We start from the raw sequence: 13758 nt of genomic DNA, 5'->3' as shown, positions 1-13758 counted from the left end.
CGTGGAAACGGTACCAGGAGCTAAGGATTGCATTATCGGGGCATTCAAAAATTTGGTTTGAAAGATAAAGATTCAAAGTCTACAGAATCCGCAATTCAAGCTTAACCAAAAGTGTGGCTTTCAAATTCGATTCTAGGTAGCTGCAGAAGACCTTGCACGTGAAGCGGAAGCTACTTAAAAAATAAAGAATATGACAAAAAAAATCACCGGGGCCGAATACCCTCTCGCAAAAATTTTCAGTTCCGATTTCGATTATGTAATTCCGAGTTATCAACGGCCATATGCGTGGACTCCCACACAAGCTGGCGAGCTATTTTCTGACCTTTACGATTTTTATACAAAAGAAGACAAGGAAGATAGCTATTTCCTTGGAAGTATCGTTCTCATCAAGCAAGAGGACAAGCCCGCCGCCGAAGTAATTGACGGTCAGCAGCGTTTGACCACGTTGACCATTTTGTTAGCGTTGCTGACACACCGAGCAGCTGGGCCGATTAGGGATGCTTTTCATCGGTATCTCAGCGAGCCAGGTAATCCACTGGAAGGTCTTGCCCAGAAGCCACGCTTGACCTTGCGTGAGAGGGATACGGGTTTCTTTAAACGTTATATCCAAGAGGTTGCGTTTGACGAATTGGCATCTTTGGACCCAGCAAAACTGGAAAACGAATCGCAGCGGAATATTCGCGCAAACGCAATTCTTTTCCAACAAAAGCTTGACGCGGCCTTTGGTGCCAATGTCGAAGCGACTACACAGTTTGGAAGTTTCTTGGTCCAACGCTGCTTTTTAGTGGCGGTCTCAACACCTAGCCAACAGTCTGCTTTCCGTGTGTTTTCCGTTCTCAATAGTCGTGGCCTAGACCTGTTACCTACGGACATTATTAAGTCTAATGTCGTAGGCAAGGTAGCACCCGCTCGCCGAGATGAGTACAACGACATTTGGGAAGAGCTGGAAGTTGAAACGGGGCGTGATGGTTTTGCCGAGGTATTCGCTCACATCAGAATGATTTATGCGAAAGATAAGGCCCGCCGCGCATTGTTGGAGGAGTTCCGCGAGCGAGTCATTGATAAAGTGCCCTCAGCCGAAGAATTGGTGGATAAGGTCATTGAACCTTATGCACAAGCATATTTGGTCGCCAAGCATGCGCAATTCGTTTCCACTGAGAATGCTGCCGAAATCAATGCATTGCTAAAATGGCTGAACCGAATCGACAATTCTGATTGGCTTCCAAGCGCCATGAGTTTCTTGGCAAAGTATGACTCCAATACCGCTTACGTGAGATGGTTTGTCAAGCGCTTGGAACGCTTGGCAGCGTATATGCATGTGTGCGGTCTGGATGTTAACCAACGTATCGAGCGCTATGCGGCGGTTCTACGAGAGCTCGAGTCACCATCCACTCGGGAAGCTCCGTTGACTTCGGTTGAGTTGAATGAGGCCGAAAAGAAGAGATTCTTGAGGGAGCTAGACGGGAATGTTTACGAGCTTACAGCTCGGCGCCGAAATTATGTCATTTTGCGCTTGGATTCATTTCTGTCAGACGGGGCAGCTATTTATGACCCGTCGATTCTCACAATCGAGCATGTCTTACCTCAAACCGTTAAGACCGACTCCCCTTGGGCAACAAATTGGTCAACTATTATCGACCGTCTTAAGTGGGTGCATCGCATCGCTAATCTGGTGCCATTGAACCAACGGCGCAATTCTCAAGCACAAAACTACGACTTTGAACGCAAGAAGAAAGCGTACTTCACAGGAAAGAAAGCAGTATCGTCATACGCTTTGACTACGCAGGTACTGAACGTGCAGGAATGGACGCCGTCTGTGGTCGAACAGCGCCAAGCGGACTTACTTGATGTCCTGGCAACCGGCTGGAACCTGAAATAAGCATTGATTGAGATGTTTGAATTAAAAGAGCTTTCGTTGAAGGCTCTTTTTTGCTTCATCCAATGATGTAAAAAAGGATTCCGTAAGCTGTATCGTCTATCGACATTGTTAATATGGAGGACGCGTGGCGAGACTAGGATTTGACCGTAGAACAGGGCTGGTATATGAGGGAAGAGACGGCCCTATCTATCCCGTTTGGCCGACACCAGTTCTTGTTCAGGCCACATTGATTGAGAGCATTGGTGATATCCAAAAGGTGCCAGAAGACTTTGATAACTCTGCTTTTCATTTGATGTTTGTCGACCAATCGTTTGACCCAGCAAGTCGAATTCGTCGAGGACGTTTGTTCCAGAAATTCGGTAACATGGGCTGGGAAAGTGTACAAGTAGAGACACATCCGGCGCTCAACTCGGATATGCAACAAGTCTCCGACAGAACGGGACGCGTTAGTAAGGAATTGAGCATCTTCATAGAATGCACGAATCTGCTCCAGCAGCGAAACCGTGGCGAAGGCATGCAACTTGTCTTGGGTCAGCAGAGTAGCTATTCACTATGGCGAATTCTTCAAACCGAGCGCATCGCCACAAGCGATGTATTGGTTACTTTACGAGCTGAATCAGCATTCAGAATTATCCCGCAACTCGACAAGTCGAGAATTCATCCGGATTATCTTAAAGGTGTTGAGACTGCGCTGGAGCGTGTCCTCAACTCGGCGTACCGTGAGTTACCGCAATCAGTCGTGGACCAATGCCGCAATGCTGCAGTTATGGTCGTCTCGCGTTGGATGCAGGTCGAAACTGGCGCTACTACCCCTGTCGAGCAGGACTTGGGGCATTGGATTCGAGCCGTGAAAAACCATTTCGGCGACCACGAAATGATAGCCCTTCGTTCCGCGCTTGAATCGATAAACCGGTTGCATCCGAGAGGTAAAGACAACGAGGCAAACAAGTATCAGTTGCGCCAGGTGGAAGAATCAGATGCCGAATATGCTGTGCATACTTTAGGTTTCATTCTCCGTGAAATGAAGTGGGCAATTTAGCGAGCGTAGGTACCTATCTGCACTTGCTTTTCTTTAATAGGCGCACATCTTCAATTTCCATTCTCGCTATATTTTTTGGTAGGTTTCGGTCCATCGGTTGATGGCAATTGCGATACAACCTCTGTATCTGGCAGTTCGAGATAGCGTCTTTTCCCGCTGGTTCCGTGTGACCCTATCTATCAGGAGTGTGATGTTTTTGGATAGAAGCACAAAAACGATTTAAGGGGAATGCGCATGCGTACGTACTGCAACTTAGAAAGACAATTTGTCGAAAGAAAAACTTACGATACCGACGAAATTGTTCGTGCAAAAATCAATGGCACCCGAGTTGGATGGATTCAGTTGTTGGAGAATGCAGCTTCAATAGTTATTGCACCTGCGAATGTCGGCAAGACTACTGAGATGACACAGCAAGCTCTGGTCCTACGGCAAGACGGGCATAAATCATCTTTTCTAGCACTACGAAGGCTCGCATCTGTCGGAACTTTATTAGATGCCTTGGAAGGTGACAATCGAAAATCGTTTGTCGAATGGGCCGCATCCCGAGAAGACACGTTAACTCTATTCGTCGACTCTTTAGACGAGGCCGCCGCGCATGAGCGCGAAAACATTGATTACCTAATAGAGAAGGTAATAAAAGAGTTGGCGCTGGGGCGGGAGCGTGTGAAATGGGTGATATCAACGCGTCCAGCTATTCTTACTACAAGCCTCCTTCTAAAACTGTCGTCGTTATTAGGGACGCAACAGGCAACCCAGCAGCGCTCAGAAAAATTAGCTAATAGCAGCCTCAAAGAGATTTCAGGGGAAGATACTTCTCTCACAACTACGGTTGATGTGGCGGAGAGAGCGCGGCTGAAAGTATTCCAAATTATGGACCTGCGTCAAGACCAAGCTGTTCGCTACTTGGAAACGAAACGCCCAGATTTGAACGCAACCGCTCTCGTCGAAATGGCAAAAGAACGAGGACTTAGTGGGCTGTGCGTTAGCCCAGGTGGCTTAGACGTGTTGGCGAGAATAGACTTGCTCAATTCCCCACCAAATTCCTTGACCGATGTTTTCAATCGCGTTGCTTCAGAAGTAAGCCAACTACGCAGCGGTGACGACCGCCTCAAGGCGGTCGGCTACCCGACACCTGAAGCGCTTGAAGCTGCCGCAGAAAAAATCGCTTCAGCTTCCCAAATTTGTAGACTTCTCAACATTGAAATACCTGAGGAACGTTTTGAGGTGAATGAACTTGTGTTGTCTGCGCGGTTAATTGCCGCTCAGTCCTTGCACGAACGCGCAATAGAGCATCTTCTGTCGTCGCAACTATTCATTGATGATAGATATCACCAAGTGAAAATGTATCCTGACGAATTGGCTCCGTTTTTGGCTGCGAGGAGGCTCAACAAACTGGTCAATTCTTCCGAGCAGGCATTGCGCTTGTTAAGGAATTTTGTATGGTCCGCCGAAAGTGGCGAACAGGGTGTCTATAGGGAGTATTTAGTGATGCTCGGTTGGTTAGCAACATTAAATCATTATTGCAGGGAAGAGATACTTAAAATTGACCCACAGGTGCTGGCACTTTTTGGAGACCTACGAAATGAAAAAATACCTCTTGATGCAGCGGAGACCGCTCTACGAGAAAGCATACGCCGGATAGCGGAACAAGGCGACCGTCCAGGTCGAGGTTTTTATAACCTGACATCTGAGAACTACTGGGCGGCGGGACCCGCGCGATTAAGGGATGTTATTAGTTCTCTCTACGACAGCTATGGGGACAACTATTGGGCCCGAGAGGTCTTAATACAGATAGCTATCGCGAGCAAACTAGATGTTCTCCGTGCCAAAGTGTTGGCCCGGCATAAAAATCGATTCGAGAGCCTCATCAACGATGGCGACGACGTCTTGTATCTCATAACTCTTCAAAATAAGGCCGACGAAAAATCTCTTGCAGAAGCGCTTAAGAAAGTACCGGTTCGGGAAGGAATCGTTGGGATGGTTGTAAGCAGACTTGCATGGGAATACTTCAGTCCTTGGGACATTGCGGAGTTAGTGAGGAAGCTAGTGCTCGCTGACGACGGCATTTTTGGCATCAAATATGTTTTAGAAACTGGAGAATTGCTAAAAAAGGCAAGCGAAGTACAACGCTATGAATTAGGCAACCATCTCATATCCTATCTGATTGACGCAAGGACCAAAGCAACGAGCTCATATGACGAGTTAGGAAAAAATGAGGAGTTCTCGGAACTCGCAAGTAGAATTTTAGCGACAGTGATACATCTTGCTAGTGCTAGGACCGCTAAGGATGTCTGCCGGTTGTGCTTCGCACTTCAGTCTGCAATAGTTTCTCATCATCTGCCCAATCTGGACTTGCACGCGATTGCCGAGGCGTTCAAAAAAAATCCTGCAATACGCCGAGAATTTTTATGTTTTTTGATTAACGATTCCAGACTCGATGATGCAGCTGCACAACGTGCAATTTTTGGTTATGCAACGTTGTTCAAATTCAATGACGAAGACCTCGTATTGCTTAACAACAAAAGACTTGAATTGCTACTTGCCGCGCAAAACAAAGCCGTGGAAGAGGTTCAGAGGTCGATTCAAAAAATGACATTTAAGACACCACAAGTAGTCAAACGTGCTGTCTCCTCGAAAATTCAGAAGGACCTAGCGGCAAGAGAAGCTCAAATACGTTCGGGGGAGGATGTAAATGCGCTGCTTTGGGTTACGAACTGGCTGCTTGGAACCGCAGGCCATTCGAAGTACGGTGAAATAGATTTTTCTATATTTGTCAAAGCAGTAAAGACGCCGGTTGCCGAAGCAGTTCGAGCAGGCATGAGTAAAGTTTGGCGCGAAAGGTCTCCTCGATATGATGAGGAGGCCTTAAATTCGACATACCACGTTACGGTGCTGGGGTTACAGGCGCTTCATATTGAATTCGCAGAACGAGAGAATCTGAAAGGGCTTACGGAAAACGAAGTCCGACAGGCGTTGCGATATGCATCTTTTGAAATGAATGGTTACCCTAATTGGTATTGGAAGCTAGTCGAAACATATCCCAAATTCTCTTTGGATGAGCTTAAGAATGTTACAGATAGCTATGCAAAGGGTGCAACATCTGCCGCTCATGCAGAGCAACTGTTTTCGAATTTAGACGATGCCCCTACTTTCATAAGCGATGCGTTATTACCTCAAGCGTGGCATTACATAGAAACCAGGAAATCTTCTGATTCATATTTCCTCGAGCGAATCTTGCGGATATTCGAGAAGCATCCGAATATCCTCGAACCTTCTCGATTTGAGAAGATTGCGAAAAAGCGGTTGGAATCGATAATGTTGCCGGCAGACCTTGACGACAATATCAATGCCTTACAAGAAGATGCGGTCCTTTGGGCTTCCTATTGGCTCAAACTTTATCCAGAACGCTTTGTCGCTACTGTTGAAGAATGGGGGCCACGAGATTCAGAATTTATCTATGCTTTACTGGGAAGAATCGCCGCTTTTTTTGGGCGTGACTATGGAAGTGGTCTATACAAAATCGCAAAAGAAAGCGACGCGGGTGTTCTCGCGCTAGAGAAACTTTATCACTGGACCAAATGGGCTGTGCCAGAAGAAAAGGACATTTCACGACCTTCGGGAAAAGTGTATAGCCCGGGTCCGCGGGACAACGCTCAGACTACAAGAGTCAAATTGATAGACATTATCGCAAGTGCTACGTCACAGGCCTCCTATGATGTGCTTCGGCGGATAGGTGAGAATGCAGGCGGAGACCTTCAACAGTATCTGAAGAAGTTGATGTTCGATTTGCGAGAGCGGCAGTATTCCCGCAAGCCGATATTACAACGTGAATATGGCGATTTCGAAGGCAGCTTACAAGCCAATGTAAAAGACTCCATGGCATTCTCTATGGCGGTTCATTCTGACCTAGAACTGGTGAAATACGACATCGAACGCGGCGAGCACAGCTTGCGCTGCTTCTTTTCGGAAATTGATTTCGAGCGTGTGAATAGAAAAGGAGAAATGGGAGCGAAAGCAGGTCTTGCGCTGGAGGAGCATTTTCAAAAATTAATGGCTAGCGAATTGAATCATCACGCGAACGGCCGCTACTCGGTATCGGTCGAGTCCCAAACAGCTGAACGAAATCGCCGGGACATTCAGTGCAGCCGGAATGATTGGCGTGCGTCTATTGAAGTGAAGATGTCAGAGCGTTGGACTGTGCCTCAATATTTAGAGGCGCTAGAAGACCAGCTGGTCGGTCAGTACATGCGCAATCGCAATGCAAATACCGGATTCTTAGTATTGGTTCTACAAAAAAATAGAAAGTGGGAATGGAAGTCCGACAGTAAAAAAACAAAAATTGGTTTCGAAGAGGTTATTAATATTTTGCAAGAGGCAGCAATGGAAATACAACGGAAGAATCGCACATATTTCCTGCGAGTGGTCGGCATTGATGCCGTCAAACCTGAGAGTTTCAGAGACAAATAGGGCGAAGTCTGGGATGAACTCGAAGTTAGTACGGTAGAAGTCTAGCTACAGCAGATTACTCTGACTAAGCTATAACGAACGAAGCGAAAATATTCTCACTATAAGTAGCATCAAAGCCGCTCTCTTAATTAGCGCTACTAAGTTATCAAGCATTTTGGGTATTGGGTAGAACCGTTTGTCAACGGTTTCCCTCATTGAGGAAGTGCGGCGGAGCGAAGTTCGCAAGGCCGACTACGATGCTACTGGCATTCCCTTTTTCCAGCTGGGATGCCAATCTGATGGCAAGAGCGGGGCAATATACTTGTACGCAATTCTCCCTGTTTCAATCTGTTTTTCCTGTGCCTCTGATGCCAGTTCAGGAGTTCTCAAGCGCCGTTCAAATGCCTTGATGGCATTTGGGAAGTGCCTGTTTGAATATTCAATCTTCTTCGAAAAAATGGGCGTTCCTTCGGCCTTGTTGTTCGTGTGCTCGGTTACGGTCAAAGTCATGTGATTGAGTTCGCCGTTACGTTCATCGCCGCGGTGAACACGTTTTCCCATGAAGAAAGCAATTTTATGCGGTCCCCAGTCCGGTCGGGCAGGGGGCTTCTGATTGTTTCTTTCTGCCCCAGCTAGTACGTCGTGCCAGTGTTTGGAAATAATCTGCCGACCTTTTAGACAAAAGTGTTTTGATTGGACGATAGCGGTTTCCAAATCTGCCTCTTTAACGGAAAGGTGTTGTCCAATCAGTCCTTGGCTTTCTGTCCAATAAATCAGCGCAAAAGGCAAGTTGGATGGAATGACACCTTTGCACTTGTATCTACTTTCATCGACAAATTTCTTCACCATCCTTTCAAACAGACCCACACCGACGCTGATTCCGAGTCGTGCAGCCATTACCTCGCGGATGACTACCGCGTGGTCAACTAACATCTTGAGAATGTCTGTATTGAAGGGGGCGTTGGTGCGCGGTTCTGAAGAACTTAAACTGACCTTTGCTCTTAGTGAGCATTTGTCGTACCGCTCTTGGCTGTAAGTGATATCTAAGGCCGGCACATCAAGCTTGTAATGTTTTCCGAACGGCTGTGTAGGTGCTCGGTCGTTTTCGCCCCGAACCCTATCCAGTTCTCGGATTTCAATGGCATTTTTACATTCTGGACAAGTGGCTAGGTAAAGTGGCGTCTTCGGAGTGCTTTTTGTTTGAGTAGCCCAAGCCGGGCGCCGCTGAGTCTTTTCGAAATAGGTCTCTTCGGTGATGAAATCATGACTCAACGAGGATGGGCGGAGCGCGAAGATATCCATAGCGTAGTTTCTTTGAGGAAATCAAATAATACTGGATATCGGAATTGTTGTGTGGAGCTCGCCTTGGACGGCCGCCAATCCTCAGCAATCTTGGTTTTGACGTGAACCATCGGCATCTCATTTTATTTATTTTTTACGAGTCGATACGCTTACTTGGTCCGGTCTATTCTCGCGGAACAAACCAATATCGTGTGTGATTATATGGGTCTGGATTGCGTTCAATTTTCGGCGGAAGAGGGTCTCTGCTTCCATTCTTGAGGGCGCCTCCGTGTTGTACGAGCCGCAACCTGGATAGGAGTCGATATCGCTCATCGGTCAACGAAGATGCTGAATCAAACCACTGTTGCTCGATTGAGTTTATTGCTTCCACAAGCCGTTTTTCCTCCACAGTACGCTCCTCCTCCGAAATACAGGCGAAATAGAAGCAGACAGGATGGTCCAATGCGCAAGCCAATTCGGCGAACATACTTGCTTGGTATTCCTCTTTATAGTCCCAGTCGTTCCAGACTTGGTAAGCCAACCCACACATCTCAACGAATACAGCATCGTCAACCGTAGTTCGAAAACGAATCATAAAATTAGCAAACGCGGTAGAAGCAGGGTAGGAATGATGTAGCAGAGGTGTTTTCAGTATTGTTACCCAATGTCGCTTGTCGATTGCAGCTAGCTCATAAGCTAGAGAACACTCCAGCGATGGGTAACTGCCTGGATATTTAAGGAATGTCTTCATCCAGCCTGACCAAGCTTCGTCACTCGTCTGGGATACTTGGCGAAGTAAAGTACGCAGCAACGGCGTTTCATTATCGCTAGGGGGCGGGAGATACTGTGGACGAACATAGTTAACGACAGCGATAAATTTGAATCCCATATTTGGAACTGTCGTGGAGAAACTCAACGATTTTTCACCTAGCACCTCGCAAACCACAGCCGAGATATTAATGTCATTCTTGTGGGCGATGACCTCTGCGAGTGTTTCTGGATATGTCTTATGCAAGAGAACTACGCACGCATGAACATCCACAGGCGGGACGAATATGATGTTCCGGAAAATTGAAAATACCCGGTCAAAATCGTTTGTCATTGCGTATCCATAGATGTCGTCGTGCGCGTTGCGCATTTGTTTGTCTCGGAAGTGAGGCACAAACATGTATTCGGACAATATTTTTTTAAGTCCTTTGTGAACTTCTTTCGTAACGATTTTTGATGCCGTGTGTTCAAGTCCTTTTCCTTGGGCATCGAGCTTCAATGCAGCAACCACCAGAGCGCGCAATGCCTCAGAATTGGCGGTATTCTCTCGACCCCATTCTCTAATTCTCTGGAGCACCCATCCAATGCTGGATTCCCACGTTGCGAGACCAGGACCATCTTCACCGAGGCCCTGGAGCATCGGCTGCACAAAGGGGACTTCCTCGAGCAGAGCGTTTGATAGCAATTCAAAATCTATGGTATGCGTCGGATTGGTTTTTATTTCTTCTAGCAGTAACAGCAGCGATTCCGGAGCCTTTGGGATACCTATATCTACTCCTCGCGAGAATGCCCCGATTGCAAGTTCGTAAGCGCGCTCATTCATGATGTTTTCCATACCAAGTGGTCGACGCCATCCAGTGCATTCCAAAGGTCCAGGAATGCTTGCTGAATAAGCCCACCGTCCTGAACCTTCTGAAGGATATGGTGACTGCGGCCGAAGCTGTTGATAGATGTTCCTAAAGACCACGCGATTGCATTGCTATCCTTTGTAGGAAAAATCAGAAATCTGTCATGGAATTCCCAACCGGCGGAGCCTCGTCGAACACGATATTCAAGATTGAGACCAAATCCGTTGCCTTTGGCGCTTTCCAATCGGTCTCGCTGGACGGTCGCCCATGAAATATGGCCTTCGCTCTTAGGTTGGCTAGTCCTAATGGTATGACCTGCCGACAATGCTCTCATGTCGGCGTGTGAATGTGAATTGAAGAAGAGAGTTTGAAGTATGTCGTCAGCATCAAGAAAGGGGTCCCATAACCAAGCGCCTACATTTCCATGTTTCATAAGCAGCCAATGCAAGTCCTTGATAGCATCTTCCCGAGTAACTCCAGATTGCCCGCCGTATTGAACAAATTCTTTTCGCTCCTTCAACTGGTGGAGACTGTGGCTAAATATCCGCTGAGAACGCCAAGGCTCGCGAGGGTTGACGTGAATTGCTCCCCCAACGTATGAAGGAGTTGCCGGAGATACTGGTATCCAGGTGGACTCCAGTTCCCCTGTCTTTGAGGGAATGGAAAAGGTTCTTGCCTCACCACCAAAGGCAGAACTGTTGAAGCTCCAACCGAAAGTCGTGAAGAACGCTGTTTTTGCCGATGCGGCAAGTATGATGTCGTTGGCGTCATCCCAGACAACGAATCGAGCATTGCCTCCTAGGGAGCGAATATCGAATCTTGCCGCCTCAGTCTCGACCTTCTGTGAATCAAAGCCTTCGACGGTGGTGTCCTCGTATTTTTCACAGGAAATTCGCAGTGTCCTTGCGGTCGAAGAAGGATGCCAAACTGGTTGAATTACAAAAGCTCCATCGTTTTCATCGCTATGAGCTGCGATGCTCAAAGTAGTTACTGGTAACTGAATTAGTACGCTTCCCAATCGGTCAAAAAGGCTATCTATATTGATTTTGACATATGGATGGATGAGTGAGTCTAGCTCTTTTAAAAACGCTGGCTCTTCCAAAAGGAATTTGACGGTATCTTTGGTGCTGTCAGCGAGTTCAAGAACATGAGAGCCTGCCCAGAAATTATTCTTTAGCACTCGATTCCACGGATGAGGCGTAAGCCCGTCTGAAGGCACGAATTGCGGCGGAACAGCAATTAGTTTATTGACCTTGAGTTCTTGGCTTGCAAGAATCCACCCTTTACCATTCGCATAATCTTGAAGCGCATCGACTACACGCTGAGGCGGAATTCGATAACGCACTACTCCAAATTTCCACGGCGTATTAGCTAGCTTCAGGCGTTTTCCGTTGATGATAGTTGGCTTGCATTCGACAGGAGGAATTGCGGGCTCTGCAACCAAGATGCTGAGGAAATTGACGGGTTGCTTGTCGTGACCGTGATAGCCGACAATCTCGGTAACCTCAAAGCTTTGAAAAAAACCGATAAGTTCCGGGATTAAAAGTTTTTGTAGTTGTGAGATGTGATGATGAATGTCCCAGATTACTGGGGCTTCGCGTCTTAGCATAAGTGCATCATTCCTCAGAGTGGCCGGTCACGCGCCGCGTGTCGCGCTAATAATGGCCGATATGTATAGCGATAAATGAAGAACTGTCTATGGCTTTATACAAGAAACAAGACTAAACAGTCTTTTGTTCGCTTGTCTCAATTTCTTTAAGTGCACGCCGCATGATTTTTCCGGTGGCGGTAGTCGGTAGCGTGTCGACAAAAGCAATTTGCCGAGGATACTCATGCGCAGCTAGCTGGTTTCTGACATGTTCTTGAATATCAGCTGCCAGGCTTGGCCCAGGAGAATTTCCATCCTTTAGAACTACGAACGCTTTAACAATTTCCGTACGAATTTCATCTTTCACGCCAATGACTGCCGCAATCCGGACAGACGGGTGGCGCATGATGCATTCTTCAATTGGCGCTGGACCAATGCGATAACCTGCGCTGGTGATAACGTCGTCATCCCGCCCTAAGTATCTTATGTAGCCGTCTGCATCCATGTTGCCCAAGTCGCCCGTCAGCAGAAATTTTCCAGCGAATTTCTCTTTGGTAGCCTCTTCATTTTTCCAATAGCGTAGGAACATGACTGGGTCGGGAGCGCGAATCGCAATATTGCCTTCTGTCCCAGCAGAAACGATGTTCCCCTCGTCGTCGACAATCTGAACATCATGACCGGGAACCGCACGTCCCATACTTCCCGTGGCACTGAGGTACAACTTGGAGGAAGAAGAGACCACCATGTTGCATTCGGTCTGCCCATAAAATTCGTTAATCGTAACGCCAAGCGTTTCCTGGCCCCACGCTATGAGGTCGTCCCCTAGCGTTTCGCCGCCGCTGGCAACACTGCGCAATTGGAAAGTGTGAGCGCGGTACGGGCTACCGGCACCTCGAAGCATCTTCAGGGCGGTTGGGGGGAAGAAAACGTTTTTGATATCGTGTCGTGCCAGAAGGCTGAAAACCGCTTCTGCGTCGAATTTCTCGAGCCGGCGAGCGACCACGGGGACACCATGAAAGAGGGACGGGAGGAGGACATCCAGGAGGCCTCCAATCCACGCCCAGTCAGCTGGAGTCCAAAATTTATCGCCAGGTTGGGGAAATGTGTCGTGGGAGACTTCGACACCAGGTAAGTGGCCGAGCAAGACTCGATGGGCCTGGAGCGCTCCTTTCGCCTTGCCTGTGGTGCCAGATGTGTAAATTATGATAGCTGGGTCTTCGGCGAGGGTCTCGACAGGCCTAAAGACAGTGGAAGCTGCGTTGAGCTTGTCCCAGAAATCTGCGGTCTGAGGGAGAACGATGTCTGACTGGTCAACGCAATAAACGACCTTTAGCTCTGGTAGTGCATCTACTTTATGGACTTTCTCCATGCCCGAGCTATCGGTTACCAGCATTTTTGCTCCGCTATTCTCCAAGCGGTAACCAATCGCATCAGGGCCAAATAGGTAGAAGAGAGGGACTGTAATGGCACCCAGCTTATAGGCCGCTATGTGCGCTATTACCGTCTCGATGCGCTGAGGAAGATAGATTGCAATACGGTCCCCACGTCCTAGGCCGGAGTCGACTAAGGCGTTCGCAAACTGGTCGCTCAGAGTTTTCAATTGGTCGAAGGTATATTCTGTGACCACGCCTGTCGAGTCTTCGCAAATGATGGCCGGACGGCCTTTACCATCAGCCCATTTGTCGCAGACTTCAATGCCGATGTTAAAGAACGTGGGAATGTTCCATTTATAGTCGGCCTTCTCGTTTTTTCGATAGTGGTTGGACGTGATGATTTCACGAGCCTGGGTTCTGCTACTCATATGCTTGTCTCCTCTGTGAATTCTTGCTAGCGCCTACATTGGGCGCCAGATGGGTATATATGATAGTTCCGTTGTTCGAACCAAGTCGAAAGACTCTGAAACGAAAAA

General features: G+C 47.7%; 7 protein-coding genes. 3 read left to right on the top strand and 4 right to left on the bottom strand.

The window, feature by feature from the left end:
• Nucleotides 1-190 precede the first annotated feature (190 nt).
• The 3 genes from AC1RN6_RS04755 to AC1RN6_RS04745 all read left to right on the top strand — a co-directional run bounded on the left by AC1RN6_RS04755 (nucleotide 191) and on the right by AC1RN6_RS04745 (nucleotide 7385).
• A complete protein-coding gene (locus AC1RN6_RS04755; protein WP_493003396.1) occupies nucleotides 191-1879 on the top strand; it encodes a DUF262 domain-containing protein in 1689 nt (562 codons plus the stop codon).
• Between the two features lie 124 nt (nucleotides 1880-2003).
• Nucleotides 2004-2918, top strand: a complete 915-nt coding sequence (locus AC1RN6_RS04750) for a hypothetical protein (protein WP_493003394.1) — start codon at nucleotides 2004-2006, stop codon at nucleotides 2916-2918.
• A gap of 234 nt (nucleotides 2919-3152) precedes the next feature.
• Nucleotides 3153-7385 (top strand): hypothetical protein, encoded by a 4233-nt coding sequence (locus AC1RN6_RS04745; protein ID WP_493003393.1) that lies wholly within the window; start codon nucleotides 3153-3155, stop codon nucleotides 7383-7385.
• A 231-nt stretch (nucleotides 7386-7616) separates the two neighbouring features.
• Here AC1RN6_RS04745 and AC1RN6_RS04740 read toward each other — a convergent pair whose 3' ends face one another.
• The 4 genes from AC1RN6_RS04740 to AC1RN6_RS04725 form a co-directional block, all read right to left on the bottom strand.
• Nucleotides 7617-8666: a hypothetical protein gene (locus tag AC1RN6_RS04740; RefSeq protein WP_493003391.1), complete on the bottom strand. Its 1050-nt coding sequence runs from the start codon at nucleotides 8664-8666 to the stop codon at nucleotides 7617-7619.
• A gap of 163 nt (nucleotides 8667-8829) precedes the next feature.
• On the bottom strand, nucleotides 8830-10236 hold the full coding sequence (locus tag AC1RN6_RS04735; protein ID WP_493003390.1) for a hypothetical protein: 1407 nt from the start codon (nucleotides 10234-10236) through the stop codon (nucleotides 8830-8832).
• A complete protein-coding gene (locus AC1RN6_RS04730; RefSeq protein WP_493003389.1) occupies nucleotides 10233-11870 on the bottom strand; it encodes a VPA1262 family N-terminal domain-containing protein in 1638 nt (545 codons plus the stop codon). The genes AC1RN6_RS04735 and AC1RN6_RS04730 overlap by 4 nt, the downstream gene beginning before the upstream one ends.
• Nucleotides 11871-11982: 112 nt before the next feature.
• On the bottom strand, nucleotides 11983-13650 hold the full coding sequence (locus AC1RN6_RS04725) for an acyl-CoA synthetase (RefSeq protein ID WP_493003387.1): 1668 nt from the start codon (nucleotides 13648-13650) through the stop codon (nucleotides 11983-11985).
• Nucleotides 13651-13758 lie beyond the last annotated feature (108 nt).

The organism is Herbaspirillum sp. GW822-FHT03A08, from assembly GCF_058801885.1.
Note: the sequence above shows the minus strand (reverse complement) of the source record. Positions and strands in the feature narration are given on the sequence as shown.